The organism is Actinoallomurus sp. NBC_01490 (assembly GCF_036227085.1).
GTDB lineage: Bacteria > Actinomycetota > Actinomycetes > Streptosporangiales > Streptosporangiaceae > Actinoallomurus > Actinoallomurus oryzae.
Genome location: NZ_CP109433.1, coordinates 3,866,479 through 3,892,481, shown reverse-complemented (window position 1 = coordinate 3,892,481; position 26,003 = coordinate 3,866,479). Strand labels below are relative to the sequence as shown.

The window sequence follows — 26,003 nt, the reverse complement described above, 5'->3', positions numbered from 1 at the left end:
GTCAGGTCGCCAGGTCCGAGAGCGGCACGCCGGGGTCGGCGAGGCGGTCCTTGTCCACCGGCTTGCCGGAGCGGATGAGCGCCTGGATGTCGTCGGTGACGTCCCAGACGTTGACGTTCATCCCCCCGACGACGCGTCCACCGGACAGCCAGAACGCGATGAACTCCAGGTCGTCGGAGTCGCCGGAGACGTACGCGGCCGGGTCCTTGCCGCGGTACACCACCTCGTCGTAGTCGCCGGCCCAGTCGCCCGAGGCCTCCATGCCGAGGTCGAACTGGTCGGTGTAGAAGTAGGGCACCTGGTCGAAGGAGACGTCCTGGCCGAGCATGGAGCGGGCCGCCGCGGGCCCGCCGTTCAGGGCGTTCGCCCAGTGCTCGACGCGGATGCGGCGGCCGAGCAGCGGGTGCTGGGCGTTCGCGACGTCGCCGGCGGCGAAGACGTCCGGGTCGGAGGTGCGCAGCGCCGCGTCGACCAGCACGCCGTTGTCCACCTCCAGCCCCGCCTCATCGGCGAGCGCGGTGTTCGGCACCGCGCCGATGCCGACGATCACGACGTCGGCGGGCAGTTCGGTGCCGGTGCCCGTGACGACCGAGGTCTCGGTGATCTCCGCGACGCCGTCGCCGAGGGTGAACTCCACCCCCTGCCGCCGGTGCACGGCGGCGAACACCTCGCCGAGCTCGGGCCCGAGGACGCGGTGCAGCGGCGTGGCCTCCGGCTCGACCACGTGGACGTCGTTGCCGTACCCGCGAGCGGCGGCCGCCGCCTCCAGGCCGATCCAGCCCGCGCCGACCACGACGACCCGCCGGTCCCCGGAGATGAGTATGGAGCGCAGCCGCTCGGAGTCGTCGGCGGTGCGGATGTAGTGCACGTGGTCCTGCCGGGCGCCGGGCACGTCGAGGCGGCGCGGTGAGGCGCCCGTGGTGAGCAGCAGCCGGGTGTAGCCGATGCGCTCCCCGTCGGCGAGCCGCACCTCGTGGTTCGCGCGGTCGACGGCGGTCACCGCCGTGCCGAGCCGCAGCTCGACGCGGTTGTCGCCGTACCAGGACTCCTCGTGCACGTACGCCTGGTCGAGCGGGTCGTTGCCGGTGAGGAAACCCTTCGTGAGCGGAGGCCGTTCGTACGGCCGGCGCTGTTCGTCGCCGATCAGCACGACGCGCCCGGCGAATCCCTCCTCGCGCAGCTTTTCCGCCGCCTTCGCCCCGGCCAGACTCGCTCCGGCGATGACAAAGGTCTCCTCGGGCATGGGCACCTCCACGTCAGATCACGGTGGCTCCCAGTATCTCGTGCGGAGGATGCCGGGATCAGGAGGTTCGGCCGAGGAGTTCCCGATGCCAGGCCGACGCCGCGGTGTCGGTGAGGGAGGCGACCTGGTCGACGACCGCGCGCAGCCGGCCGGCGTCGTCCGCGGCGGCCGCGTGGAAGTCGCGGAACACCGGGGCCAGCCGGCGCGGCGCGTCCGCCGACAGCGCCTCGACCAGTTCGGCGATCACCTCGCGCTGGCCTTCCTGGACCTTCGCGTGGCTCTCGCGGTGCATCACGTAGTGGGCCGCGACGCCCTTCAGCAGCGCGCACTCCAGACGTTGCTCGCGCGGCACGATCAGGTCGGCCGCGTACCGGGTCAGCGGTCCCTCCCCGTACGCGGCGTGCGTGGCCTCCTCCGCCGCGCGGCAGAAGCGGCCGATCAGCTCGCTCGTGAGGTTCTTCAGCGCGGCGAGTGTGCGCAGCGTGCCGTCGAAGCGAGGCGGCCAGTACGGCTCGGCCACCAGCGCGGCGAAGCGCTCCTCCAGCTCGTCCGGTGACGCGTCGCAGTACAGCGAGGCGGTCAGCGCGCACACCGCGCGGCGTTCGGCCGGGTCGGCGAGCGCGTCGAGGCGCACGTGGCCCGCGTGCAGGCCGTCCTCAAGGTCGTGCACGGAGTAGGCCACGTCGTCGGACCAGTCCATGACCTGGGCCTCGAAGCAGAGCCGCTCCCCCGGCGCGCCCGCGCGCACCCAGGCGAAGATCGGCCGGTCGTCCTCGTACACCCCGTACTTGCGGTCGCCCTCCCGGCGTGGCCACGGGTACTTCATCGCGGCGTCGAGGGCGGCGCGCGTCAGGTTGAGGCCGGCGCTGCTGCCGTCGGCGGCGAACGACTTGGCCTCCAGGCGGGTGAGCAGCCGCAGGCTCTGCGCGTTGCCCTCGAACCCGCCGCACGCCGCGGCGACCTGGTCCAGCACCGCCTCGCCGTTGTGCCCGAACGGCGGGTGCCCCAGGTCGTGCGACAGGCAGGCCACCTCGGTCAGGTCCGGGTCACAGCCGAACGCCTTGCCCAGCTCGCGCCCGATCTGCGCGCATTCGAGCGAATGGGTGAGACGGGTGCGCGGGCTGTAGTGGTCGGAACGGTCACTCGCGGCGAGCTCGACCACCTGCGTCTTGGCCGCGAGCCGGCGCAGCGCGGCGCTGTGCAGCACGCGGGCGCGGTCGCGTTCGAACGGCGTGCGCTCGCGCCGCTTCGGCGGCTCGTCCGCCCAGCGCTCCCGATCGCGTCCGGTATAGGTCATGGGTCCTCCTGCGTCGGAGGGCGTGACCACAGGGGCGCGTCTTCGATTCCCTCGCTCCGCTCGGTCATGGGTCCTCCTGCGTCGGAGGGCGTGACCACGGGGCCGCGTCTTCGATTCCCTCGCTCCGCTCGGTCATGGAGTTCCGAGCGTACGTGCACGGGCAACGGAACCACCTGAAGCCGGCCTTGTGAGCGGAGCACAAAGTCACCGACCGTGGTCTTGTGGATCGTGCACGTGGTACCCGCGGCGACGCGCTGCCTACATTGGGCGCGTGATCCTGAACTCGCTGGCCGACCGGGCCATTCGCCGCGAAGCGCCCAGCCGGGCGGAGGCCCTCGCCGTGCTGTCCGACGAGCACGACCTGCTGGACGTGGTGGCGGCGGCCGGGCGGGTGCGGCGTCACTACTTCGGCCACCGGGTCAAACTCAACACGATCATCAACATGAAGAGCGGTCTGTGCCCGGAGGACTGTTCGTACTGCTCGCAGCGGCTCGGCTCGTCCTCCGACATCCTGAAGTACTCCTGGATCGGCGCGGAGGAGGTGGCCGAGGCCGCCGACCGCGCGGTCGAGGCGGGGGCGAAGCGGGTGTGCCTGGTGGCCAGCGGGCGCGGTCCCGGCGACCGGGACATCGCCCGGGTGGTGGAGCGCGTCGAGGCCATCAAGGACCGGCGGCCGCAGGTCGAGATCTGCGTGTGCCTCGGGCTGCTGCGCGACGGCCAGGCCGCACGGCTGCGCGAGGCCGGCGCGTACGCCTACAGCCACAACCTCAACACCAGCGAGGAGAACTACGGGCGGATCTGCACGACGCACACGTTCGCGGACCGGATCGAGACCGTACGCCAGGCCATGGCCGAGGGGCTGTCCCCGTGTTCGGGGGCGATCTTCGGGATGGGCGAGTCGGACGAGGACATCGTCGACCTGGCCGTACGCCTGCGCGAGCTGGACCCCGACTCGGTGCCGGTCAACTTCCTGATCCCCTTCGAGGGGACGCCGATGGGCGGGCGCTGGGAGCTCACTCCCACGCGGTGCCTGCGGATCCTGGCGCTGTTCCGGTTCTTCTTCCCCGACGTGGAGGTACGGCTGGCCGGCGGCCGGGAGATCCACCTGCGCGGCCAGCAGTCCCTCGCGCTGCACCTGGCGAACGCGATCTTCCTCGGCGACTACCTGACCAGCGAGGGCCAGCCGGGAGAGGACGACCGGCAGATGATCGCGGACGCCGGCTTCACCGTGGAGGGCCTGGACGAGCAGACCCTGCCCGCCGCGCGGCACGACCTGGTCGCGCTGCGCCGGCGCGGCGCCGGCACCGACCTGCCCTCCAACGCCTGACCGGTGGCCGCGCCGACCGTCACCCGCGCGACCGAGGCGGAGACACCGCTGGTCAACGCCCTGCTGAGCGAGGCCGCCGGCTGGCTGGCCGCCCGGGGCGTCGATCAGTGGCCCCACCCGTTCCCCGAGGACATCGTCCGCGCGTCCGTGCTGCGGCGGGACACCTATCTGGCCTGGCGGGACGGCGACCCGGTCGGCACCCTCGCGGTGTACTGGGCGGACGCCCGGTTCTGGGGTGATCGACCGCCGGACGCCGGATACGTTCACCGGCTGGCGGTCGCCCGTGCGGCGCGCGGCGACGGACTGGGGGCCCGGCTGCTCGACTGGGCCGGCGAGCTGGTCGCGGCCCGTGGGCGCCGATGGCTGCGGTTGGACTGCGGCGCGGGCAACACCGCGCTGCGGGCCTTCTACGAACACCTCGGCTTCCAGCACGTCGACGACGTCGAGGTCACCGTGCCCGGCGCGGGAACGGCACCCGGGCCCTGGACCGCCAGCCTCTATCAGCGTCGCGCCGAGGCATCGGAGCGCCGGACCCTTTAAAGTCCTGCTATCCCCCGTCGGCGACTCCCCCCTGAGGCCAGCAAATGATCACGACTTTCCGCGCGGCGGTGGCCGTCGTGCTTCTCGCGGGGTTCTACGTCCTCGTCGCCGCGATCACGGCCGGCATCGCGGTCCTCGACTACTACGCCGTCCGGTACGGCCACGCGGGCGGTTTCAAGGTCGCGGCCGTCGCCACGCTCGGCGGTCTGGCGATGCTGCGCGGCGTCTTCGTCGTCGGCCGCCGGCAGGACGCCGACCAGCCCGGCGCCGCGGTGAGCCCGCAGGACGAGCCCGAGCTGTGGCGTACGGTCACCGAGCTCGCCGGGCGGGTCCGCACGCGGGTGCCGGACGAGATCCGTCTCGTTCCGGACGTCAACGCCGCCGTCAGCGAGGACGCCCGCCTGCTCGGGCTGATCCGCGGGCGGCGTCACATGTACGTCGGGGTCCCGCTGATGCTGACGCTCGGCGCCGACGAGCTGCGCGCGGTCCTCTGTCACGAGCTCGGCCACTACAGCGGCTCGCACACGCGCCTCGGCGGCATCACCTACCGGGGCCGTACGGCGCTGATCCGTACGATCCAGCGGCTGGGGGAACACGCGATCATCCGGACGTTCTTCACGGCGTACGCGACGGTCTACCTGCGGGTCTCCCAGGCGGTCTCCCGCCGGCAGGAGCTGGAGGCGGACGCCTCGGCCGTCACGGTCGCGGGCCGGCGGGCGATGGGCGACGCGTTGCGGAAGGTGCGCGCCGCGGCGGCGGCCTGGGAGTTCTACGTCGGCAACCACCTACGGATGATCGGTCCGGCGCAGGCGCGGCCGGCCGACCTGTTCGCGGGCTTCTACTCGCTCTTCCACGAACCGAGCATGGGTGGTGAGCTGGCCAAGGTGGTGAACGCCCCGGAGGAGCGCTCACCGTACGACTCGCATCCGAGCCTGGCCGAGCGTCTCGCCGCGATCGGCCGGCTGCCCGAGCCGTCCGTACGCCCCGACCCCCGGCCGGCGCTGGCGCTCCTCGCCGACCCGCAGCGGGCCGCGATGGCCACGCAGGCGTCGATGCTGACTCCGGAGGCGCTGCGGCTGCCGGTCCTCGAATGGCCGCAGATCATCGAGCGGGGGCTGTGGAGCGCCTCCAACGCCGAGTCGCTGAAGGACGTGTTCGAGGCGGTCGGCGCGATGACGAACACCCCGCGGCCGACCGTGGACACGGTCCTGCGGGTGCTGGCGGGCGGCGGCGCCGGCGACCTGGGCGCACGCCTGCGGAGGGCGGGCTGGCGGGGGGACGACACGGCCGAGCTGGTCTCGCGCGTGGTGGCCCGGGCCTTCGAGGGCCTGCTGATCCAGGCGGGCCGCGCCCGATATGTCTTCTCCTGGTCGGACCTGGCGAAGCTCCGCGACCCGAACGGCGACGAGATCGACCTTTCCGGGATCGTACGGAACGCGGTCGACGACCCCCGGCAGGTGAATGCCCTATTTGAGTGTTTGGCCCGTTATGGCGTCACCGCCGACGCGCACCCTTAATGCGAAACGCACGTCTTCGCGCGGATCACCCCTGTCTCCGCCGGTCTCCTGGTTTGATGTCCGCGAAAAACCGGATATCCACACGGGGAGCTTTGGGTGAAACGCGGGGCAACGCTGGTGTCGCTCGTGCTGACGGCCGCGCTGACGGCGTGCGGGTCGGGGTCCTCGGGCGGGCACCCGAAAGACAGCGGCGGCGGACCGCCGAAGGGTGGCTGGCCGCAGCCGGTGAACGGGCAGCTCACCCCGCAGATGTGCGGGCTTCTCACCGATGACGACTACGCGAAGTACGGCCATGAGCGGCTGCCGGTCATCTCCCAGAAGCGCGTCGACAACGCGCCCAACGCCATCGACTGCCTCTACACGACCAACGACGAGCTGAGCCTCGGCCTCCAGCCGACCGCGGAGGCCGCCAAGGTGCAGTACGCCGCAGGCCTGAAGGACCACAAGGAGCGGCTCGCCGAGGACCACCGTCCGACGGTCCTGGCCACGAACGTCGTCCAGGGCGCCGACGAGAGCTGGTTCGACTACTGGACGCTCGGCACGGCCGACTCACAGTTCAAGGAGTACGAGATCAGCGTGCGGCGGGGGTCGCTGATCGTCGGCATCGTCCTCAGCGGGCTCAAGGGCAAGAGCGAGAAGGACCCGCGTACGGTGCTGACCGGCCTCGCCGGGCTGGTGCTCCAGCGCATCCCGAACGTCGGCCGGACCGACACGGGAAAGACGCACAAGGCCGAGTTCGCGGTGGCCGGCGCGGGCCGGGCCCGGCAGATCGTCTTCAACGACCCCACGTCCGGCGAGACGACGACGCTCAAGAACGTCAAGCTGCCCTGGCACGTCGAGAAGCCGCTCATCTACACCGGCCAGGCCCAGGTCATGCTCAACCTGAGCGCCACGAGCAGCTCGCCGCTGGCCGCGATCGGATGCAACATCTCCGTCGACGGCGAGACCGTGGTCCAGGAACAGCCGAAGGTCGGCGGTTTCGCGAACTGCATGCGGTCGTTCACGCCGCCCAAGTGAGCGCGAAGAAAAACCGTCACCGGCGTACACCGATCGACCGCCTCTCGCGTCCTTTGTAGGCGTTTGCCGAAACAAGGGGGGAACCTGGCGATGAGGCGTGGTCTTCCGTTGGCGCTCGCGCTGACGCTCGTCCTGACGGGATGCCGTCTGACGGGCGGCGCCGACCAGACCGCCGAGCCGCCGCCGGGCGGCTGGCCGCAGCCGTCCGGCGGCGACCGGGTCACCAAGGAGATGTGCGGGCTGCTGACCAAGGCGGACTACGCCAAACTCGGCCACGCCCGGCGCGCGGGCGTGTCGGGCACGGTGAACGACCGCACGAACACGCTCGACTGCACGTACCAGTCGATCGACGCGATGACGATCGCCCTGAAGCCGACCGCCGAGGCCGCCCGGTACTACTTCGCCGCCGACCTGGAGGACCACAAGCGGCAACTGGCCTCCGGCCACCGTTCGTCGGTGCTCGCCAAGAACGTCGTGGCCCTCGCCGACGAGAGCTGGTTCGACAACTGGGCGGTGGGCACCGCCGAGCAGAACGCCCACGAGATCCGCGTACGCCGCGGCGGGCTGGTGCTGAGCATCACCCTCAGCGGCGCCCGGGGCAAGAAGGAGGGCGACCCGCGCAGCGTCCTGACGGCCCTGGCCGACCTCGTCCTGCACCGCCTCCCCCTCGCCGGCACGAAGGACACCGGCACGAACCACAAGGTGGAGTACGAGGTGATCGGCCTGGGCCGGGCGACCTCGATCTGGTGGGAGGACTTCACCGACATCAACAGCGGCGGCTCGGTGGAGAACACCCGCATCCCGTGGATACGGAAGGTGTCGATGGCGACGGGCTCGGGAACCCAGCCCCACCTGGCGAGCCTGCGGGTGCAGACGGCCTCGGCGAAGACCAAGGTGGGCTGCCTCATCCTGGTCGACGGCGTCCCGGTCGACGCGCAGCGCCCCACGGCGGGCGGCCTGGTGGAGTGCAAGGGCGGGATCCCCGAGGACGACTCCGACTCGAGCGCCCAGCCCGCCGCGTACGAGCCGGTCGGCTGAGCGTCCGCCATTCCGGGAGGGGGCCCGGAACGGCCGGTCTACCGTGCCCGTCCTGGGAGGGCGGCACATGGCATTCGTAGCGGCGATCGAAAGCGCACTGAGGCAGAGCTTCGACTGGCGAGGCAGGGCCTCACGAGCTGAATGCTGGCTGTTCTACCTGCTGTACCTGATTTCTTGGTATTTGGCGGGGTTTGTAGGTGCACTGGTCGGATCCGAGCTCCTGCTTCTCGTTCCTCTGGCGCTCGTCGCGCCCGTGCTCGGCGTCACCGTGCGCCGGCTGCACGACACTGGGCGGACCGGCTGGTTCTACTTCCTGGGCTTCGTGCCGCTCGTCTCCATCGCGCTGCTCGTCTTCTGTTGCGAGCGCGGTCACGCGGTCGACAACCGGTACGGCCCACCGCCCGTGCCCTTCGGCGGAAACACCACCGTACGGCGGGGCATGACCAGGTGGCAGGTCACCCGGCTGCTCGGACAGCCTCATGAGACGACGGAGGCGCCCGCGCGCGGCTATTGGCACTATCTGGGACTGCCGGACGAGGGCCGGGAGACGATGCTCACGTTCGAGCGGGGACGCGTCGTCGACGTCGCCGTCGCCTGATCGGGACCGGTCCCGGCGAGTCGATGCGAGTATGCGGCGTCATGGACAGAAGCGTGACGCGGCCGGTACCGGCCGTCATCCTCCTCGCCCTGACGGCCGCCGGCTGCGGAAGCGGATCCGGAGGCGACCAGAAGCCGCGGGAGACACCCGTCCGCCCCACCGTCGCCGCGAGCCGGACCCCGGCGCGGACCCCCGGCTTCCCGCAGGCCGCCGACGGCAAGAACGTCCGCGCCTGTCACGACGGAAGCTGCGAGATCCTGGTCACCAAGCGGACGAAGATCCCGCTCGACCCCCGTTTCGGCTTCAAGACCTTCTCCTTCGACCCCTCCGACTCCACGTGGCGCTACACCTATCCGATCGGCGGCAGCGGGCGCCTGAAATGGCTGGAACCCCCCTACAGCGGATCGTGGGTCGGCCCCACCGGCAAGCAACAGCTCGTCATGACCGTGGTGGCCTCCGACGGGTCCAAAGCGGTCATCTCCCTGCGCCCGGGGAAGTGACCGACGGCTGATAATCGACAAATGTCAATCTTCCTGGAGACCGGCCGGCTCACACTGCGCCGTTTCACCAAGGCCGACGAGGACGACCTGGTCGAGCTCGACAGCGATCCGGAGGTCATGCGCTTCCTCACCGGCGGCCGGCCGACGTCCCGGGAGGAGGTCCGCGGCCGGATCCTGCCGACGATCCTCGACTACTACGAGCGGTTCGAAGACCTCGGAGCCTGGGCGGCGGAGGAGAGATCAACCGGACGATTCCTGGGCTGGTTCCACTTCCGGCCGTACCGGAACGGCCCCCGTGACGGAGACATCGAACTCGGCTACCGGCTGCGCAGGCCGGCGTGGGGCAAGGGCTACGCGACCGAGGGGTCGCGGGCGCTGATCCACAAGGGCTTCACCGAGCTCGGCGTCGACCGCGTGGTCGCGGAGACGATGACGATCAACGCCGGCTCCCGGCGCGTGCTGGAGAAGGCCGGCCTGACACTCGTGCACACGAGAACGGTGCGCACCACCGAAGGCACCGAGCACGGCGTGGCCGAGTACGCCCTGACCAGAGCCGACTGGGAGGGCACGCGCCGCTGACGGCACGCCCTCCCGCCCGCCGGGGACGCACGGCGGCCCTCACGCGTCCTCTTTCCGCCGGCGTGCGAGGAGTCCGGAGATGGTCACCTCCGTCGTGCGGCGCACCACGATGTTGCGCTCCAGCACCGCGCTCTGGGCGCTGATCAGGCCGCACAGGACGGACCGCCGTGCCAGTGAGGTGGCCAGGACGTCGGCCGGCCTGTCGCAGCGGGCGCGAAGGTGGTGCTCGGTGACCAACCTGGGGACGATCCCCATGTCGGTGCGCGCACCGGTCGCCACCGGACCGAACAGAACGGTTTTGCTAGGCCGGAACCGACCTACCCGGTGAAACCCGTGAAAATGTCGGTGAACTCGTAGGTGCTCTGGCTGATGCCGCTGCACGTCGGGGACACGCTGCCGTTCGGGCAGCCGCCGTTGTCCCGGCCGACCGACCAGAAGCCGATGTAGCCCACGTGGTTCGACTGGGCGTAGCTCAGCACCTGGCGGGCGATGGCCTGGGTGGTCGTCGGGCCCGTGTCGTTCTTGCCGATCATCGGGGTCAGGCCCAGCATGCCCTTCAGGTCCGCGTCGCTCTTTCCCGGCCAGATCTGCTTCATCTGGGCCAGCGTCGCGTTCGCGGCCGAGATTATCGCGCTGCCCCAGTCGCCCGTGTAGCCGAAGTCCATCAGCATCGGGTTGACCGTGACGTTCAGCCCGCGGGAGGCGGCGTCCTGCAGGATCTGCACCGAGAACGGGTCCACACCGTAGTCCTGGCCCTGGACCCGCAGCGTGTAGGTGATGGCGGTGCCGCGCTCGCTCTGCAGCTGCTTGAGCGCCGTGTTCACGGTCGCCACCGGGATCGCGGCCTCCACGTCGACGTCCAGGCGGTTGCCGCCCACGGCGTCCAGCGCCTTCTTGTACGCGTCCTCCAGCGCGGCGCTGGAGGAGCAGGTGTTCTCCAGGTACGGCCCGGCGGCGCCGCCGGTGGCCACGGTCACGTCGCCGCCGACGCCCTTGAGGTCGTTGACCTCACCGATGACACGCGAGTCGTTCAGCGCCACCGTGCCGCCCCAGGACGGGTCGCAGCCGGCGCTGTCGGCCAGGGCGAAGGCGAGCGTGAAGTGTTTCTGGCCGGTCGCGTTCGCCACGTCCCGAAGCGTGGGCGTGGCCATCGTGATGTCCACGTACGGGGAGAACCGCCCGGAGCCCGCGGCGGCGTGCGCCGGCGCGGCGGGCGACAGCAGGAGGGCGAGGGGCAGCAGGAGTGCTCCGAGGATGACTCTCTTCATGGGGCGGGGAACCTTTCGATGCGGGGGATGACCGGTTCCCGGCCGCGGCCTGGCGGGACGCCGCGACCGGGAACCGGGGCTCAGCCGGTGAACCGGGCGACGATCCGGGCGAAGTCGTACGGCTGCTGGTCCACGCCGCTGCACGCGCCGTCGACCCAGCCGACGTTTCCGGTGCACGCGCGGTCCCGGTTGAGGGACCAGAACGACAGCCGGGCGAGGTGGTGGGCGCTCGCGTAGCCGAGCAGTGTGGTGAACGTGCCGGTGGTGAACAGCTCGCTGGGCTGGTCGGTGTGGCCGTTCATGAGCGTCAGGCCGGTTCGGGCGTAGATCTCGTCGGAGGACAGGTCGGGCCGCAGCGCGGCGAGCTGGGCGTGCGCGGCCTCCATCACCTTCTCCACGTCGGCCGCCATGGTCGCCGCGGGACCGCCGTAGTCGAACGCCATGACCGCGTACGTGTCGATGTCCGCGCCGTTGTCCTTCGCCCGCTGGATCTCGGCCCGGTCCAGGTCGCTCAGCCCGACCGTGGTCACGGGCATGGTCAGGGAGACGTCGAGGGCGCGCCCCGCGGCGGCGGCGTTCTGCTTCAGCATCCGTACGGCCTGGAACCGGCGTGTCTCTCCGGCGACGTCGCCGAGGTCGTCGCCCTCGATGTCCAGGTCGATGTGCGTGAGCCCGTACGCATCGATGACCTGCTGGTACGCCTGCGCGAGCGAGGAGGCGTCCGGGCAGGCGGCGCCGAGCTCGACGCCGTTGTAGCCGCCGAAGGACACCGCGACGTCACCGCCGGCCGCGCGTACCGCGTCGACGTCGGCCTTCACGGTGGTGTCGTTCAGCGCGGATCGCGTGCCGTCCCAGGTCGGCGTGCAGCCGCCACCGGACGGGGCGAGCACGAAGGCCAGGATGAGCTGCCGGACGTTGCCGGTGATCTCGGAGATCGGCTGGGGGTCGTTGTCCAGCGGCATGAAGTACGGCGCGGCGCGCAGCGGAGCCGCCGCCGCACGGGGAGCGGACGAGGCGGATGCGGGGCGGGCGGTGAGGAGCAGCAGGCAGGCGGCCAGGGCCGCCCATGCGCGGTGGCGGACACGCACGAGTCCTCCTTGCGGGCGCCCGCACGAGGGCGGGCAGGGGTCGCGGGTGGCAGTCGCTGTCGCGGCGTCCGGGCGCGCCCCCGTACCCGCACCGTGCCGACGCGGCATTGACAAGAGTGCACTAGATCCGGTCAGGATCCGTCAATATCTAAAAGGAAAGTTTCCTAAGAATCGTGCCCATCGGCGCTCCGGGCGCGCGGCCGGTGGACGGTCCTCGGGCGTGAACCGAACGGGCCGGGGATGGAGGCCCCGTTCGGCGGCGACGTATGGTTTGATCGGCTGGAGGTCGGTGGATGGCGCTGTTCCCCGGACGGGAGGCCGCGGGCGATGCTTCGTTTCCTGATCCGCCGGGTCCTGTCCGGCGTGCTCGTCATGTGGCTCGTCACCACCGTCGTGTTCCTGCTGTTCTTCGCCACCTCCCGCGACCCGGCCGCACGGTTCGCCGGCAAGTCCGCCACCCCGGAGACGCTCGCGCTGCTCCGCCACCGGATGGGCCTGGACGAACCCCTGCCGCTGCAGTACTGGCACTTCGTGACGCGGTTGCTGTCGGGCGACCTCGGCTACTCGTACGCCACCCGCAGCCCGGTCGGCGGGCTGATCGAGAACGCGCTGCCGGTCACCGTGTCGCTGGTCTGCGGCGCCGCCGTGCTGTGGCTCCTCACCGGGGTGGTCACCGGGGTCGTCAGCGCGACCCGGGCGCGCTCCGTCATGGACCGGGGCATCACACTGCTCGTGATCCTGGGCATGTCCGTGCCGGTCTTCGTCACCGCGGCGACCTTGCTCTACCTGCTGGCCTTCAAGCTGCCGGTCTTCCCCCTCGGCGGGTACGTCCCGCTCCACGAGGACCCGGTGGAGTGGTTCTACCACCTGATGCTTCCGTGGATCACGGGTGCGCTGCTGCAGTCGGCCGTCTACACCCGGCTGACCCGTGGCTCGCTGCTGGACGTGCTCGATGAGGACTACGTCCGTACGGCACGCGCGAAAGGCCTGTCCGAACGCCGGGTGGTCTACCGCCACGGCCTGCGATCGGCACTGACGCCGATCGTCACGCAGTTCGGCATGGACCTCGGGGCGGTGCTGGGCGGCGCCCTGGTCACCGAGACCGTCTTCGGCCTGCAGGGCATGGGCGAGCTCACCGTACGGTCGATGACCTCCGGCGACCTGCCGGTCATCATGGCCGTCGTGCTGCTCGCCGCCCTGGGCACCGTGGTCGCCAACATCCTCGTCGACGCCGCCTACGCCCTCCTCGACCCCCGCGTACGCCTCACCTGACGTGCGACCTCCGGGAAAGAATCCGTCCTAACAGGTCAGCGGCGCTTTGACGGTGCGGATTGGTACTCTCCTGCCATGGCCGCACAGGACCTCGCCAAGCTCGCGCACCTGCGTCGCGCGCGGGATCTGATCGACCGGGAGTACGCACGTCCGCTCGACGTCGCGACCATGGCCCGGCAGGCGCTCATGTCACCGGCGCACTTCGCGCGGCAGTTCCGGGCGGCCTACGGCGAGACCCCGTACAGCTACCTCATGACCCGCCGGATCGAGCGGGCGATGGCGCTGCTGCGCGCGGGGATGAGCGTGACCGACGCGTGCATGACGGTCGGCTGCACCTCGCTGGGCTCGTTCAGCTCCCGGTTCACCGAGATCGTGGGAGAGACGCCGAGCGCCTACCGGCTCCGCGAGCACGGCGCCATGGCGGCCATGCCCGCCTGCGTGGCGAAGGTCGCCACCCGGCCCACCCGGCCCACCCGGGGCGCGACGGGCAAAGACCGAGAAGCGGCCGCCTAGCGCACTCACTCCAGAGACCGCGACGCTCGATGTCGCCGTCAGGCGTTCTCGCGTGGCTCCAGGGGCGCCAACCGGGCCACCGGCGGTAGCGGCGAGCGCTCCGGGGAGACCTGGAACGCCTGGATCATGAGCGCGGCGAAGCGCCGGGAGGCCGCGACCCGGGCGGCCGTCGAGGGGGCGTGGATGCCCCGGTTGGCCATGAGCATGAGGAACAGGTCGTCCAGCACCCAGTCGGGGCGTAGCCGGCCGGTCTCCTTGGCACGGCCGGCCAGTTCGGCGATCGACTTCAGCACCCGTTCGCGGTCCGCGGCGAAGTCCATGGCATCGGGGAGGGCCGACATGAAGGCGGCGGTGAAGCCCCGGTTGCGCGCGTGCTGTTCGCAGATCCTCTCCAGCAGCAGGCAGAAGCCGCGCCACGGATCGGGCTCGGCGAGGCCCTCCTCGACGATGGCGTGACACGCCCGCATCTCGTCCGTGAACGCCTCGGTGAGCAGCAGCTGCTTGGTCGGAAACCGGCGGTAGAGGGTGGCGGGGCCGACCCCGGCACGCCGGGCGATCTCCCGCATGGGCACGTTCAGACCTTCCGCGGCGAACAGCGCGCGGGCCGCATCGAGGATGCGCTCACGGTTGTCCAGGGCGTCGGAGCGCAGCATGTGAGGCAAACGGTCGGTCACCGCTCTCACTTTAGCCAACCGGACGGGGGCGTCCGTTAGCGTCCGGACGGATGGAAACGCTGCGTGATCCCAGAACGCCGCGTGAACCCGGTACATGGAGGCGAGCATTGAAGGCGGTAGCGATCCAGTCGTTCGGAAGTCCCTCGGGCCTGGCGGTCATCGACCTCCCGGTCCCGGCCCCCGCCGGCGGACAGGTACTGATCGCCACTGAGGCGATCGGTGTCGGCGGCGTCGACGTCCTGATCCGGAGCGGTGCCCTCGCCGACTACGGCTTCGCGGAGGGCCACATCCCCGGCAGCGAGGTGGCGGGCACCGTGACGGCGGTCGGCGACGGCGTCGACACGTCATGGATCGGCCGGCGCGTGTGGGCGTTCACCGGCGTGGGCGGCGGCTACGTCGAACAGGCGGTCGCCTCGATCGAGGAGGTCCTCCCCCTGCCGGCGGGCCTGTCGGCCGTCGACGCGGTGACGCTCGGAGGCTCGGGGGTGGTGGCCCACTTCGCCCTCGCCCATGCCCACTTCGCCCCCGGAGAGTCGGTGCTGGTCCGCGGCGCGGCCGGCAGCATCGGGGTCACGACGGTCCAGCTCGCCGCTCGTGGTGGGGCCGGCGCGGTGGCGGTCACGACGTCCTCGGCCGAGCGCGGCGATCGCCTGCGCAAGCTCGGCGCGACCCACGTGCTGGACCGCTCCGGCGAGGGAGACGCGGACGCTCCCCCGGGCTACGACGTCATCGTCGACATCGTCGCCGGAGCGGACCTGCCTTCGTTCTTCGCCAGGCTCAACCCGAACGGGCGCATGGTGGCCGTCGGCATGGTCGGGGGTCCGCCGCCGGCGGACTTCGGCATGACGATGATGGCGGCGTTCCGCAAGTCGATGTCGTTCGCCACCTTCAGCGCCGACACCGTGCCGGTGTCCGATCGGCGTGCCGTGAGGGCCGGGCAGTTCGCCGCCGCGGGCCGTGGCGAGCTGGAGATGGTCGTGCACGAGCTGCTGCCGCTGGACCGGGCCGTGTCGGCGCACCGGAAGATGGACGCCGGCGAGGTGTTCGGCCGCATCGTGCTGACGCCATGACCCTCGCCCGCTCCCTCTAGGGTTCGTCGCGCCAGCGGCCGATCAGCTGGAAGTACAGGTAGCCGCCGGTCTCGCGCATGATGTACTGGACCTGCGTGTCGCGCGAGTAGACCATCGGGCCGCTGCGCGTCGGCGACGTCACCGCCTTGATCCCGTTGGCACGTGCCATGGTGCGGGAGCGCAGCTCGTGCGGCGGGTCGGTGACGATGACCGCGGTGTGCCAGTGGAGCTTACGGAACTCCTCCCCCGCCGCGACCATGCTCTGCAGCGTGTCCTTGCCCGTCGGCACGGCGACCAGCCGGCTCGCCGGCACGCCGTGCTCGTTGAGCCAGGTCTTCCCGGTGCCCGCCTCGGTGTAGTGGTCACCCGGCTGGTTGCCGCCGACCGTCAGGATGTGCGGCGCGACACCGTCCTTGTAGAGGGTGAGGGCGTGCCGCAGCCGCCATTCGAGCACGTCGCCGGGGGTCCCGTTGTTCTGGGTGGCGCCCAGCACGATGATCGCGTCCGAGTGCGTACGGACGTCCTCCCGCGCGACGTACCAGACGTAGAAGCCGGCGGCCAGCGGCGTGCCGACCACGATCGCGACGATCAGGAAGAAGGTCCGCACCACCCAGCGCCACGGCCCGCGCCGCCGACGCCGCTCACCCCCACCGCCCTCCTCGTACGGGCCGCGGGGCTCGTCGTACGGGACCAGGGGCTCGTCCGCCTCCGGCACGGCGCGGGGCCGCCGGGGCAGATCCTCGCGTGTCGGGTCGGCCTGCCGCCGGGGCAGGTCGACCCGCGTGCGCGGTGACCCGCCGGTCTCCCGGCGGATCTCAAGGGTCGGTTCGGTGCCGTCCGGTCGTCCGGTGATCGCTCCTCCATCCATCACGACCGGTCAGACGAGTGTGACGGGCCGATGGTTCGGTGACGCTCGCTACCCCTTCGACTGTATCGCCGCGCGGCCCGCCTCCAGGCGTGCCACGGGGATGCGGAACGGCGAGCAGGAGACGTAGTCCAGGCCGACCTCGTGGAAGAAGTGGACCGACTCCGGGTCACCGCCGTGTTCGCCGCAGATGCCCAGCTTGAGGCCTGGTCGCGTCGCCCGGCCCTCCTCCGCGGCGATGCGCACCAGCCGCCCGACCCCGTCGACGTCGAGGGTCTCGAACGGGGAGACGCCGAAGATGCCGAGTTCGAGGTAGCGGCCGAAGAACGCCGACTCCACGTCGTCGCGTGAGAAGCCCCACGTGGTCTGGGTGAGGTCGTTGGTGCCGAAGGAGAAGAACTCGGCGGCCTCGGCGATCTGCCCGGCCGTCATCGCGGCGCGGGGCAGCTCGATCATCGTGCCGATCAGCGCCTCGACGCCGACGTCGGCGAGCACCTTCTCGGCCTCCTCGCGGATGTACTCCAGCTCCTGCACGGCGCCGACGAGCGGAATCATGATCTCCGCGTGCGGCTCCTTGCCGGCCTCCTTGAGCTCGGCCGCCGCCTCGGCGATCGCGCGTACCTGCATGCCGAACAGGCCGGGGATCACCACGCCGAGCCGTACGCCGCGCAGGCCGAGCATGGGGTTCTGCTCGTGCAGCCGGCGCACCGCCTCCAGCAGCCGCTCGTCGTCGGAGGAGGCGTCTCCGGTGGCGACCCGTACGGTCAGGTCGGTCAGGTCGGGCAGGAACTCGTGCAGCGGCGGGTCGATCAGCCGGATCGTCACCGGCAGGCCGTCCATCGCCGCGAAGATCTCCTTGAAGTCCTGTTTCTGCAGCGGCTCCAGGGCCCGCAGGGCGGCGCTGCGGTCCTCCTTGGTCTCGGCGAGGATGAGGTCCTCGACGTACTGGCGGCGCTCGCCGAGGAACATGTGCTCGGTCCGGCACAGCCCGATCCCCTGCGCGCCGAACCTGCGGGCGCGGGCGGCGTCCTCGCCGTTGTCGGCGTTGGCGCGTACGGCCAGGCGGCGCCGGGAGTCGGCGTGGCGCATGAGCCGGTCCACCGACGCGACCAGCTCGTCGCCGTCGGAGGCCGCGAGCGTGCCCTCGAAGTACTGGACCACCGGCGAGTCCACGACCGCGACCTCGCCGAGGTAGACGGCGCCGGTGGTGCCGTCGATGGAGATCACGTCGCCCTCTTTGATCGTCACGCCGCCGGGCGCGGTCGCCTGGCGGGCCTTGACGTCGATCTCCAGTTCCTCCGCGCCGCACACGCAGGTCTTGCCCATGCCGCGGGCGACCACCGCCGCGTGCGAGGTCTTGCCGCCGCGGGAGGTGAGGATGCCGCGGGCGGCGATCATGCCGTCGAGGTCGTCCGGGCTGGTCTCGCGGCGCAGGAGGATGACGTCCTCGCCGTCGTCGGCCAGCTCGACGGCGCGGCCGGAGCTGAACACGGCCTTGCCGACGGCGGCGCCGGGCGAGGCGCCCATGCCCTCGGTGATCTTCTTGACGTCGTCGGCGACCTCGCCGAACCGGGGGAACATCAGCTGCGCGAGCTGGTCGCCGGTCACGCGGCGTACGGCCTCGTCCTCGTCGATGAGCTCCTGGTCGACGAGCTGGGTGGCGATGCGGAACGCCGCGGCCGCGGTCCGCTTGCCCACGCGGGTCTGGAGCATCCAGAGCTTGCCGCCCTCGATGGTGAACTCGATGTCGCACAGGTCGCGGTAGTGGTTCTCGAGCGTCTCCATGATCTGCAGAAGCTCGGCGTAGGACTTCTTGTCGATCTGTTCGAGCTCGGCCAGCGGCACGGTGCTGCGGATGCCGGCGACGACGTCCTCGCCCTGGGCGTTCTGGAGGTAGTCGCCGTAGATGCCCTGCTGGCCGGAGGCCGGGTCGCGGGTGAAGGCCACGCCGGTGCCGGAGTCCATGCCCAGGTTGCCGAAGACCATGGCGACGATGTTGACCGCGGTGCCGAGGTCGGCCGGGATGCGCTCCTGCCGGCGGTAGAGGATGGCGCGAGGGGCGTTCCAGGAGCCGAAGACCGCCTTGATCGCCAGGTCCATCTGCTCGCGCGGGTCGGTGGGGAACTCCCGCCCGGCGTGCTCCCGGACGATCGTCTTGTACGTCGCGACCAGGCCCTTGAAGTCATCCGTGTCCAGGTCGAGGTCGGACTCGACGCCCTTGGCCGCCTTCGCCTCGTCGATGGCCGTCTCGAACAGGTCGCCGTCGATGTCCAGCACGGTCTTGCCGAACATCTGGATCAGCCGGCGGTAGGAGTCCCAGGCGAACCGCTCGTTGCCGGAGCGTTCGGCGAGGCCGTGCACCGACTCGTCGTTCAGCCCCACGTTGAGGACCGTCTCCATCATGCCGGGCATCGAGAACTTCGCCCCGGAGCGGACACTGACCAGCAGCGGGTCGTCCGGCTGGCCGAGGCGCTTGCCCATCTCCCGCTCCAGCGCCTCCAGGTGGCGGCCCACCTCCGCGTCGAGCCCCTCGGGCATGGCCTCGTGGTCCAGGTAGTAGCGGCAGGCCTCCGAAGTGATCGTGAATCCGGGCGGCACGGGCAGGCCCAGGTTGGTCATCTCGGCGAGGTTGGCGCCTTTGCCACCAAGCAGGTCTTTGAGATCCTTGTTGCCCTCGGTGAAGTCGTACACATACTTCGGCATTGGGACGCTTCCTCACTCCCGGCGCGACGAATGCGGTGACTCTACCCACCTCTCCGTGATTCGCCCGTCACTGTCGGCTTTCATGGTTATTTCCGCAGGTCAGAGTAGGCAAAGTGGTCTATTCCAATACCGACATTCCCGGCGATATACCCAAATAACCCCCGAGGATGATCTACTTTCGGGCGGCTGCGAGTATGGACATACCCGCGCCCCTCTCTGGGGATGATGCCGCCATGAGGCCCGTGACGGACGGGGGCACGGGCGAGCCCTTCGCCCCCATCGCGGAGTACGGCTTCTTGTCCGACGCCGAGACCACCGCGCTGCTCGCACCGAGCGGCAACGTGGAGTGGATGTGCCTGCCGAAGTTCGACTCCCCGAGTGTGTTCGGCTCGCTGCTCGACCGGGACGCCGGCTACTTCCGCGTGGGCCCGGCCGGCGTGGACGTGCCCGCCGCCCGCCGCTACATCCCCGGCACGCTGGTGGTGGAGACCACCTGGTGGACGCCCGGCGGCTGGCTGGTCGTCCTCGACACCCTGCTGATGGGCCCCTGGCACCACGAGACCGAGCGTTCGCACACGCACCGGCGCGCGCCCACCGACTACGACGCCGACCACGTGCTCCTGCGCATGATCCGCTGCGTGAACGGCCAGGTCCAGCTGCGCCTGGACTGCCTGCCGGTGTTCGACTACGGCCGGGTGCCGGCCGCCTGGGAGTACGCCGGGCCGGGCTACCACGAGGCGGTCGCCTCCGCCGACGGTGTCGAGCTGCGGCTGGCCACCGACATGAACGTCGGTTTCGAAAGCTCCCTCGCCACCGCCCGTACGCTCCTCAAACAGGGCGACACCCGTTTCGTCACGCTCTCCTGGAGCGAGCACCCGCCGCCGAAGACCTACGACGAGGCGCAGAGCCGGCTGATCTGGACCGTGCACCACTGGCAGCACTGGCTGGACCGCGGCAGGTTCCCCGACCACCCCTGGCGTGGCCACCTCCAGCGCAGCGCGCTCACCCTCAAGGGCCTGACGTACGCGCCGACCGGCGCGGTCGTCGCCGCACCGACCACGTCACTGCCCGAGAAGCCGGGGGCCGACCGCAACTGGGACTACCGCTTCACCTGGATCCGCGACGCGACGATGGCCCTGTGGGCCTTCTACACGCTCGGCTTCGACTGGGAGGCCAACGACTTCTTCTACTTCATCGCCGACGTCGCCGAGGCCGCCGGCGGGCACGTGCAGATCATGTACGGGGTCGACGGCCGCGCGAACCTGGAGGAGACCGTCCTCGACCACCTCACCGGATACGACGGCGCCCGTCCCGTACGCGTCGGGAACGGCGCCTACCTGCAAGGACAGCACGACGTGTGGGGCGGCATCATCGGCTCGATCTTCCTGTACGTCCGCAAGCGCGACCGGCTCGACGACCGGCTCTGGTCGATCATCGTCAAGCAGGTCGAGGTCGCCCTGGCGCACTGGCGCGAGCCGGACCACGGCATGTGGGAGGTGCGCGGCGAGCGCAGGCACTTCACCTCCTCCAAGCTCTTCTGCTGGGTGGCCGCCCACCGCGGCGCGCAGCTCGCGCTGATCCGTGGCGACACCGACCGGGCGATGGAGTGGCAGGAGGCCGCCGACGAGATCCACACCGACATCCTGGCGAACGCCGTCGACGAGCGCGGGGTGTTCGTCCAGCACTACGACACGACCGCACTCGACGCGTCGGCGCTGCTGATCCCGCTGGTCGGCTTCCTGCCCCCGGACGACCCACGGGTCCGCGCGACCGTCTTCGCGATCGCCGACGAGCTGACCGAGGACGACCTGGTCTACCGCTACTGGCCCCACGAGACCGACGACGGCTTCGGCGGCTGCCGCGAGGGCACCTTCACGATGTGCTCGTTCTGGCTCGTCTCGGCGTTCGTGCTGATCGGCGAGTTGGACCGCGCGATCGCCCTGTGCGAGAAGATCCTGTCCTACGCCAGCCCGCTCCAGCTGTACGCCGAGGAGATCGACGTGCACAGCGGCCGCCACCTGGGCAACTTCCCGCAGGCCTTCACCCACCTGGCCCTGATCAACGCGGTGATGATGGTCATCCGCGCCGAACGCCGCGAACCCCGCGCCCCCTTCGTCTGACCGCCCTCACGTTCGAGGTGGGGCGGTGGCGTACTCCTCGTCGGTGACGGGGGTCAGCCAGTGCACGACGTCGTGGTCGGCGTCGCTCTCGTTGATGGCCAGGTGGACCATCAGCCGGTTCGGGGCGGCGCCGTGCCAGTGCTCCTCACCGGCCTCGAACAGGACGCGGTCGCCGGGGCGGATGACCTCGATGGGGCCGCCCCGGCGCTGGCACAGGCCGACCCCCTCGGTGACGAAGACGGTCTGGCCCAGCGGGTGGCGGTGCCAGTGGGTGCGCGCGCCGGGGGTGAAGTGCACCAGGCTCGCGCTGACCCGGGACGGTTCGGGTGCGGCGGCGACGGTGTCGATGTAGACGTCGCCGGTGAACCAGTCGGCCGGGCCCTTGACGGTGTCGATCGAGCTTCGGGTGATCTGCATGGTCGTTCTCTCTGTCAGGGCTTGAGGAGCGCCTTGACGGCGCGCCGCTCGTCCATGGCCTTGTAGCCCTCGGCGACCTGTTCCAGGGGCAGGGTGAGGTCGAAGACCCTGCCCGGGTCGATCCGGCCCGACAGGACGCGGTCGATCAGGTCGGGCAGGTAGCGGCGTACGGGGGCGGGGCCGCCGCGGAGGCCGACGTGGGAGTGGAAGAGCTCCTGGCCGTCGACCTGCACCTCGTGGGGGACGCCGACGAAGCCGACGTCGCCGCCCGGCCGCGCCGAGCCCAGGGCCTGCCGCATCGCCTGGGCGGTGCCCACGCATTCCAGCACCGCGTCGGCGCCGATCCCGCCGGTGAGGTCCTTGACGCGGGCGACGCCCTCGTCGCCGCGCTCGGTGACGATGTCGGTGGCGCCGAACTCCCGGGCGAGGTTCTGGCGGCTCTCGTGGCGGCTCATCGCGATGATCCGCTCCGCGCCCATCTCCTTCGCGGCGATCACCGCGCACAGGCCCACCGCCCCGTCGCCGACCACCACGGCGGTGGAGCCCGGCTTCACCTCCGCGGCCTCGGCCGCCCACCAGCCGGTGCCCATGACGTCGGAGACGGCCAGCAGGCCGGGCCAGAACTCTTCGCCCGGCACCTCCTCGGTGGCGACCAGGGTGCCGTGGGCGTTGGGGATGCGCACGTACTCCGCCTGGCAGGTGCTCATGAACTCCCGGTCGAGGCAGTTGGACTGGAAGCCGTTGCGGCAGTTCGCGCAGGGAAGCGCACATCGCCGGGAGCGTGGATCACTGCTCCGCGCATGGGGGGCTCCTTGTCCGGTGAGGAAAGGGCACGCCGCTGGTGCCCGTATGCGGTCGTGTACCGGGGGGTTCGAGGGCGGCGGCGCCGTCCTCGTACGCGCGTCCCGGGCGGGCGCTCCCCCGGACGCGGCGCCGTCGCGCCGCAGGTGGGAAGTGCCACGTCCTCCAGGTAACCGGCTCTGCGCGCGGTCAGCGAGTCACCAGCGAGAGGTGTACTCCCGGTACACCCCTCCCACGGCGCGCAGGTCGTACGGTCGAGGTGTGGACAACCGTGACGAGGTCCGCGAGTTCCTCACCTCGCGGCGAGCGAAGATCACTCCGGAGCGGGCCGGGCTGCCCAGCGGGAGCAGGCGGCGCGTGCCGGGGCTGCGCAGGAGCGAGGTCGCGGCCCTGGCCGACATGAGCGTCGAGTACTACGCGAAACTCGAGCGCGGCGACCTCGCCGGTGTCTCCCCGGCCGTTCTGGAGGCCGTCGCCCGCGCCCTGCAACTGGACGACGCCGAACGCGCCCATCTCCTCAATCTGGCCCAGGCCGCCGACGGGTCGGACGCCCTCACCCGCCCCCGGCGCCGCCCAGCACGGCAGTGGACGCCGCACCGCAGCCTGCAGTGGACCCTCGACGCGATCACCGCCGGGCCCGCGTTCGTGCGCAACGCCCGCATGGACGTTCTCGCGACCAACCAGCTCGGCCGCGCGTTCTACGGCGACATCTACGCCGACCCCGGCAACCAGGCGAACCTCGCCCGCTTCAACTTCCTCGACCCCGCCTCGCGGCGCTTCTACCCCGACTGGGACCTCTTCGCCGACATGGCGGTGGCCATCCTGCGCACCGAAGCCGGCCGCAACCCCCACGACAAGGACCTGCACGACCTCGTCGGCGAGCTGTGCACCCGCAGCGAGGAGTTCCGCACCCGCTGGGGCGCCCACAACGTCCGCCACCACGGCACCGGCACCAAGCGGTTCCATCACCCGGTCGTCGGCGAGCTCACTCTGGCCTACGAGGGCCTGGAGATGGCCGCCGAACCCGGCCTCACCCTCACCGTCTACACCGCCGAACCCGGATCGCCCTCCGAGGAGGCCCTGCGCCTGCTCGCCTCCTGGGCCGCCACCGAACAGGCCGGCTCACCCACGCGCCGATCCACCGGCTGAACCCCACGCAGCCCGAGAGACGGGTCGCGGCGCGGCTCTACCAGGCGTACGCCTCCGGGGCTTCGCCTCCGGGACCGGGCCAGATCTCGTCGAGCCCTCTGCTCGGACACCAGGCCGAGGAAGTGACGGTGCCTCTATATTAGAGGCATGAATGACTCTTCGGTCTTGGCCGCCTGGCGGTCGGGTGACGGCGACTCGCTCCACGACGTCCTGGCCGAGGCCGTGACGTTCTCGAGTCCGGTCGCCGACTACCACGGCCGTCCGAACGCGTCGCACCTCCTCGGGTTGATCGCCGAATTGCTCGAAGAGGTCGACCAGACCGGAGCGTACGGCGACGAGCGCGACGGCGTGTACGCCTTCACCGCCCGCGTCGGCGATCGGCAGGTGCAGGGCATCGTGCGTGAGGAGCGGACCGAAACGGGGGAACTGACGCACGTGACCCTGTTCCTGCGGCCGTACGCGGCGCTGAGGACGGCGATCGGCGGAATGCGGGAGGCGTTGGAACGCTCGCCGCTGCCGGCCCGGGCGTGAGCGCGGCGGTACGCGAGCGATGGCGACCACACCACGGCCCGGACGGCCCGTTCGCGGGTCGACGACCGGGCGGCCGATCATGGCCCTGTTCGACCTGGTGGGGCGGCGGTGGACGCTGCGGGTCATCTGGGAACTCGAGCAGGCCGCCCGGCCGCTGACCTTCCGCGGGCTGCGCGCCGCCTGCGACGATCTCTCGTCGAGCGTGCTCACCCGGCGATTGGGTGAACTCACCGAAGCCCGGATCGTCGAGCGGGTCAGCGACGGCTATGTGTTGACCGCGACCGGCCACGACCTCGTCCGCAGCCTGGAACCGGTGCTGGCCTGGGCACGAGACTGGAGCCGCGATCTCACTGACACCGACCGGTGAGCCTCGATCCGCGTCCCGGGACGGGCTCACGCGGTGAGCGTGGTCGGGGTGGAACCCCTGCGCCGGCGGCCCGTCGAAAGACCGAACCCGATGGGCCGCCGGCTCGTCCTCTCCCCCTGAGCGGGCACCGCGACGGCCCGGTCCGGAGCGGTTCCGGACCGGGCCGTACGTGAACCCGGGTCAGCCCACCGTCTCCGCCACCGGGGCGTCCCAGTCGATCGTGTGGCGCTGTTCCCAGCCCATGGACTTCTCGATGTTCATGGCCTTGAACGCGAGCGGCATCAGCACCGACATGGCCCGGCGCGCCACCGGGCCCGGGGTCTTGGTGCTGTTGACCTTCCGGCCACGCGCCGCGATCTTCTCGACCCGCGTACGGCGGAGGCGTTCGTACGCGGCGAACGCCGAGGAGGGGTCGGGCAGGTCGCGCAGGCAGCGGGCCAGTTCGATCGCACTCTCGATGGCCAGCGAGGCGCCCTGTCCGGTGCTGTTGGAGGGCGCGTGCACGGCGTCGCCGACCAGCACCATGCGGCCGCGGTGCCAGTGCGGCACGGGCGGCATGATGTGGAGCGCCCCGACGACCTGCAGGGTCTCCGGGACCGTGCGTTCGGCCAGCCGGCCGCCCGGGACGTCGCCCGCGTACGTCTCCCGCAGCGTGCGCAGCCACTTCTCCGCCGGGATCGCCCGCGCCTCGCTCAGCGTCATGTACGTGCGCGAGGGCAGGTTGGCGCCCCATGCGATCCCGCCGCCGGGCTGCGGCCAGTACAGGTAGTACGCCCGGCTGCCGTACGCGAAGGTCATCGTTCCGGGCTCGAGGTCGAGGTCGACGTCGGCGTGCCCGCCGAAGCCGAGCAGGCCGGTGAAGTCGGGGCCGGGCGCGTCCGGGTCGATCAGCGTCCGTACGGTGGAGCGGACGCCGTCGGCCCCGATCAGGACGTCGGCGTCGGCGCTGGAGCCGTCGGCGAACCGCGCGGTGACGCCGCCCGGCCCGTCGTCGGCGCCCACCAGGCGCTTGCCGTACGCGAACCGCACACCGGCCTCCAGCGCCCGCTGCCGCAGCACCCGGTGCAGGTCGCCGCGCTCGACCACCTGCAGGGGCGCCACGTCCCGCAGGCCGGGCAGCGCGCGGGGCTCTCCCCTGCCGAACGTCATCGCCGTCCGCCGTATCGGGACGGCGATGGCACGGACGACGTCGTCGGCGTCGATGACGCCGAGCGCCGCGAGGCCGTTCGGGGCGAGGGCGAGCGCGCCGCCGATGCCGTCCGAATCCGCCGGGTACGCCTCGTGGACGGTCGCCTCGATCCCCGCCTTGGCCAGTGCGGTGGCCACGACCGGACCGGCGATCCCGCCGCCGATGACGACCGCGGTACGTACGTTGGACATGGTTCTCTCCTGTGGGGTGCGCCGGCGCGGGGCGCCGACGTGCTGATTCGTGGGTGAGCGCGAACCGCCCCCGCGTGAGAACCCGGATATCCTTCGGTTGCCGCCTCGTGGCCGGGTTCGTGTACGCGG

At 71.2% G+C, this 26,003-nt stretch carries 25 protein-coding genes and 1 pseudogene; 15 read left to right on the top strand and 11 right to left on the bottom strand.

All coding sequences use genetic code 11. From position 1 onward, the window contains the following. Position 1: 1 nt before the first annotated feature. Together OG417_RS18695 and OG417_RS18690 are read right to left on the bottom strand one after the other, a co-directional pair. Positions 2–1,243, bottom strand: coding sequence for an NAD(P)/FAD-dependent oxidoreductase (locus OG417_RS18695; RefSeq protein WP_329257384.1), 1,242 nt, complete (start codon positions 1,241–1,243; stop codon positions 2–4). Positions 1,244–1,301: 58 nt separating this feature from the next. Further along, positions 1,302–2,540, bottom strand: a complete 1,239-nt coding sequence (locus tag OG417_RS18690; RefSeq protein WP_329257380.1) for a deoxyguanosinetriphosphate triphosphohydrolase — start codon at positions 2,538–2,540, stop codon at positions 1,302–1,304. A 271-nt stretch (positions 2,541–2,811) separates the two neighbouring features. Here OG417_RS18690 and bioB point away from each other — a divergent pair, with 271 nt between their 5' ends. The 8 genes from bioB (at position 2,812) to OG417_RS18650 (ending at position 9,656) form a co-directional block, all read left to right on the top strand. Further along, a complete protein-coding gene (gene bioB / locus OG417_RS18685; RefSeq protein WP_329257378.1) occupies positions 2,812–3,867 on the top strand; it encodes a biotin synthase BioB in 1,056 nt (351 codons plus the stop codon). 3 nt (positions 3,868–3,870) lie between these two features. Further along, complete coding sequence (locus tag OG417_RS18680; RefSeq protein WP_329257375.1) at positions 3,871–4,407, top strand: GNAT family N-acetyltransferase; 537 nt, start codon at positions 3,871–3,873, stop codon at positions 4,405–4,407. 44 nt (positions 4,408–4,451) lie between these two features. After that, positions 4,452–5,924: a M48 family metallopeptidase gene (locus tag OG417_RS18675; RefSeq protein WP_329257370.1), complete on the top strand. Its 1,473-nt coding sequence runs from the start codon at positions 4,452–4,454 to the stop codon at positions 5,922–5,924. A gap of 96 nt (positions 5,925–6,020) precedes the next feature. After that, a complete protein-coding gene (locus tag OG417_RS18670) occupies positions 6,021–6,941 on the top strand; it encodes an MmpS family transport accessory protein (protein ID WP_329257366.1) in 921 nt (306 codons plus the stop codon). A 90-nt stretch (positions 6,942–7,031) separates the two neighbouring features. Then, entirely contained in the window at positions 7,032–7,979 is a 948-nt protein-coding gene (locus OG417_RS18665) for a hypothetical protein (RefSeq protein WP_329257363.1), read from the top strand. 67 nt (positions 7,980–8,046) lie between these two features. Then, entirely contained in the window at positions 8,047–8,577 is a 531-nt protein-coding gene (locus OG417_RS18660) for a DUF805 domain-containing protein (RefSeq protein WP_329257360.1), read from the top strand. 41 nt (positions 8,578–8,618) lie between these two features. Then, positions 8,619–9,077, top strand: coding sequence for a hypothetical protein (locus OG417_RS18655; protein WP_329257357.1), 459 nt, complete (start codon positions 8,619–8,621; stop codon positions 9,075–9,077). Positions 9,078–9,098: 21 nt separating this feature from the next. Further along, positions 9,099–9,656 (top strand): GNAT family N-acetyltransferase, encoded by a 558-nt coding sequence (locus OG417_RS18650; RefSeq protein WP_329257353.1) that lies wholly within the window; start codon positions 9,099–9,101, stop codon positions 9,654–9,656. 39 nt (positions 9,657–9,695) lie between these two features. Here OG417_RS18650 and OG417_RS18645 read toward each other — a convergent pair whose 3' ends face one another. The 3 genes from OG417_RS18645 to OG417_RS18635 all read right to left on the bottom strand — a co-directional run bounded on the left by OG417_RS18645 (position 9,696) and on the right by OG417_RS18635 (position 12,012). Then, a complete protein-coding gene (locus OG417_RS18645) occupies positions 9,696–9,935 on the bottom strand; it encodes a hypothetical protein (protein WP_329257350.1) in 240 nt (79 codons plus the stop codon). Between the two features lie 38 nt (positions 9,936–9,973). Further along, the gene (locus tag OG417_RS18640; RefSeq protein ID WP_329257347.1) at positions 9,974–10,924 is read right to left on the bottom strand and encodes a chitinase; all 951 of its coding nucleotides are present in this window, start codon (positions 10,922–10,924) and stop codon (positions 9,974–9,976) included. A gap of 80 nt (positions 10,925–11,004) precedes the next feature. Beyond that, entirely contained in the window at positions 11,005–12,012 is a 1,008-nt protein-coding gene (locus OG417_RS18635; protein ID WP_329257343.1) for a chitinase, read from the bottom strand. Between the two features lie 327 nt (positions 12,013–12,339). Between OG417_RS18635 and OG417_RS18630 the strand changes: the two genes are divergently transcribed. Together OG417_RS18630 and OG417_RS18625 are read left to right on the top strand one after the other, a co-directional pair. Further along, complete coding sequence (locus OG417_RS18630; RefSeq protein WP_329257340.1) at positions 12,340–13,284, top strand: ABC transporter permease; 945 nt, start codon at positions 12,340–12,342, stop codon at positions 13,282–13,284. 75 nt (positions 13,285–13,359) lie between these two features. Further along, positions 13,360–13,797: a helix-turn-helix transcriptional regulator gene (locus tag OG417_RS18625; RefSeq protein WP_329257337.1), complete on the top strand. Its 438-nt coding sequence runs from the start codon at positions 13,360–13,362 to the stop codon at positions 13,795–13,797. 38 nt (positions 13,798–13,835) lie between these two features. On the opposite strand, the gene OG417_RS18620 is transcribed toward OG417_RS18625, so the two are convergent. After that, positions 13,836–14,471: a TetR/AcrR family transcriptional regulator gene (locus OG417_RS18620; RefSeq protein WP_329257334.1), complete on the bottom strand. Its 636-nt coding sequence runs from the start codon at positions 14,469–14,471 to the stop codon at positions 13,836–13,838. Positions 14,472–14,578: 107 nt separating this feature from the next. Here OG417_RS18620 and OG417_RS18615 point away from each other — a divergent pair, with 107 nt between their 5' ends. After that, positions 14,579–15,541 (top strand): zinc-binding dehydrogenase, encoded by a 963-nt coding sequence (locus OG417_RS18615; RefSeq protein WP_329257331.1) that lies wholly within the window; start codon positions 14,579–14,581, stop codon positions 15,539–15,541. Between the two features lie 16 nt (positions 15,542–15,557). On the opposite strand, the gene OG417_RS18610 is transcribed toward OG417_RS18615, so the two are convergent. Together OG417_RS18610 and ppdK are read right to left on the bottom strand one after the other, a co-directional pair. Further along, positions 15,558–16,409, bottom strand: coding sequence for a YdcF family protein (locus tag OG417_RS18610; RefSeq protein WP_329262381.1), 852 nt, complete (start codon positions 16,407–16,409; stop codon positions 15,558–15,560). 48 nt (positions 16,410–16,457) lie between these two features. Next, positions 16,458–19,109, bottom strand: a complete 2,652-nt coding sequence (gene ppdK / locus OG417_RS18605) for a pyruvate, phosphate dikinase (protein WP_329257328.1) — start codon at positions 19,107–19,109, stop codon at positions 16,458–16,460. Positions 19,110–19,342: 233 nt separating this feature from the next. On the opposite strand from ppdK, the gene OG417_RS18600 reads away from it, so the two are divergent. Beyond that, a complete protein-coding gene (locus OG417_RS18600; RefSeq protein WP_329257325.1) occupies positions 19,343–21,229 on the top strand; it encodes a glycoside hydrolase family 15 protein in 1,887 nt (628 codons plus the stop codon). A 6-nt stretch (positions 21,230–21,235) separates the two neighbouring features. On the opposite strand, the gene OG417_RS18595 is transcribed toward OG417_RS18600, so the two are convergent. Both OG417_RS18595 and OG417_RS18590 read right to left on the bottom strand, forming a co-directional pair. After that, complete coding sequence (locus tag OG417_RS18595; RefSeq protein WP_329257323.1) at positions 21,236–21,646, bottom strand: (R)-mandelonitrile lyase; 411 nt, start codon at positions 21,644–21,646, stop codon at positions 21,236–21,238. A gap of 14 nt (positions 21,647–21,660) precedes the next feature. After that, positions 21,661–22,404 (bottom strand): annotated as a pseudogene (locus tag OG417_RS18590) (zinc-binding dehydrogenase); the annotation flags it as partial. 304 nt (positions 22,405–22,708) lie between these two features. Between OG417_RS18590 and OG417_RS18585 the strand changes: the two are divergent. The 3 genes from OG417_RS18585 to OG417_RS18575 all read left to right on the top strand — a co-directional run bounded on the left by OG417_RS18585 (position 22,709) and on the right by OG417_RS18575 (position 24,494). Further along, entirely contained in the window at positions 22,709–23,596 is an 888-nt protein-coding gene (locus tag OG417_RS18585) for a helix-turn-helix transcriptional regulator (RefSeq protein WP_329257320.1), read from the top strand. A gap of 147 nt (positions 23,597–23,743) precedes the next feature. After that, entirely contained in the window at positions 23,744–24,127 is a 384-nt protein-coding gene (locus OG417_RS18580; RefSeq protein ID WP_329257317.1) for a hypothetical protein, read from the top strand. Between the two features lie 79 nt (positions 24,128–24,206). Then, positions 24,207–24,494, top strand: coding sequence for a winged helix-turn-helix transcriptional regulator (locus OG417_RS18575; protein ID WP_329257314.1), 288 nt, complete (start codon positions 24,207–24,209; stop codon positions 24,492–24,494). A gap of 180 nt (positions 24,495–24,674) precedes the next feature. On the opposite strand, the gene OG417_RS18570 is transcribed toward OG417_RS18575, so the two are convergent. Continuing rightward, positions 24,675–25,874 carry an FAD-dependent oxidoreductase gene (locus tag OG417_RS18570; RefSeq protein WP_329257311.1) on the bottom strand — a complete coding sequence of 400 codons (1,200 nt, stop codon included), beginning with the start codon at positions 25,872–25,874 and terminating at the stop codon, positions 24,675–24,677. Positions 25,875–26,003: the final 129 nt, after the last annotated feature.

Coding starts and splice junctions, on each gene's coding strand:
- OG417_RS18695 (WP_329257384.1), bottom strand. CDS start 1,243: ATGCCCGAGGAGACCTTTGTCATCGCCGGAGCGAGTCTGGCCGGGGCG.
- OG417_RS18690 (WP_329257380.1), bottom strand. CDS start 2,540: ATGACCTATACCGGACGCGATCGGGAGCGCTGGGCGGACGAGCCGCCG.
- OG417_RS18675 (WP_329257370.1), top strand. CDS start 4,452: ATGATCACGACTTTCCGCGCGGCGGTGGCCGTCGTGCTTCTCGCGGGG.
- OG417_RS18665 (WP_329257363.1), top strand. CDS start 7,032: ATGAGGCGTGGTCTTCCGTTGGCGCTCGCGCTGACGCTCGTCCTGACG.
- OG417_RS18660 (WP_329257360.1), top strand. CDS start 8,047: ATGGCATTCGTAGCGGCGATCGAAAGCGCACTGAGGCAGAGCTTCGAC.
- OG417_RS18655 (WP_329257357.1), top strand. CDS start 8,619: ATGGACAGAAGCGTGACGCGGCCGGTACCGGCCGTCATCCTCCTCGCC.
- OG417_RS18650 (WP_329257353.1), top strand. CDS start 9,099: ATGTCAATCTTCCTGGAGACCGGCCGGCTCACACTGCGCCGTTTCACC.
- OG417_RS18640 (WP_329257347.1), bottom strand. CDS start 10,924: ATGAAGAGAGTCATCCTCGGAGCACTCCTGCTGCCCCTCGCCCTCCTG.
- OG417_RS18630 (WP_329257340.1), top strand. CDS start 12,340: ATGCTTCGTTTCCTGATCCGCCGGGTCCTGTCCGGCGTGCTCGTCATG.
- OG417_RS18625 (WP_329257337.1), top strand. CDS start 13,360: ATGGCCGCACAGGACCTCGCCAAGCTCGCGCACCTGCGTCGCGCGCGG.
- OG417_RS18610 (WP_329262381.1), bottom strand. CDS start 16,409: ATGGATGGAGGAGCGATCACCGGACGACCGGACGGCACCGAACCGACC.
- ppdK (WP_329257328.1), bottom strand. CDS start 19,109: ATGCCGAAGTATGTGTACGACTTCACCGAGGGCAACAAGGATCTCAAA.
- OG417_RS18600 (WP_329257325.1), top strand. CDS start 19,343: ATGAGGCCCGTGACGGACGGGGGCACGGGCGAGCCCTTCGCCCCCATC.
- OG417_RS18595 (WP_329257323.1), bottom strand. CDS start 21,646: ATGCAGATCACCCGAAGCTCGATCGACACCGTCAAGGGCCCGGCCGAC.
- OG417_RS18580 (WP_329257317.1), top strand. CDS start 23,744: ATGAATGACTCTTCGGTCTTGGCCGCCTGGCGGTCGGGTGACGGCGAC.
- OG417_RS18575 (WP_329257314.1), top strand. CDS start 24,207: ATGGCCCTGTTCGACCTGGTGGGGCGGCGGTGGACGCTGCGGGTCATC.
- OG417_RS18570 (WP_329257311.1), bottom strand. CDS start 25,874: ATGTCCAACGTACGTACCGCGGTCGTCATCGGCGGCGGGATCGCCGGT.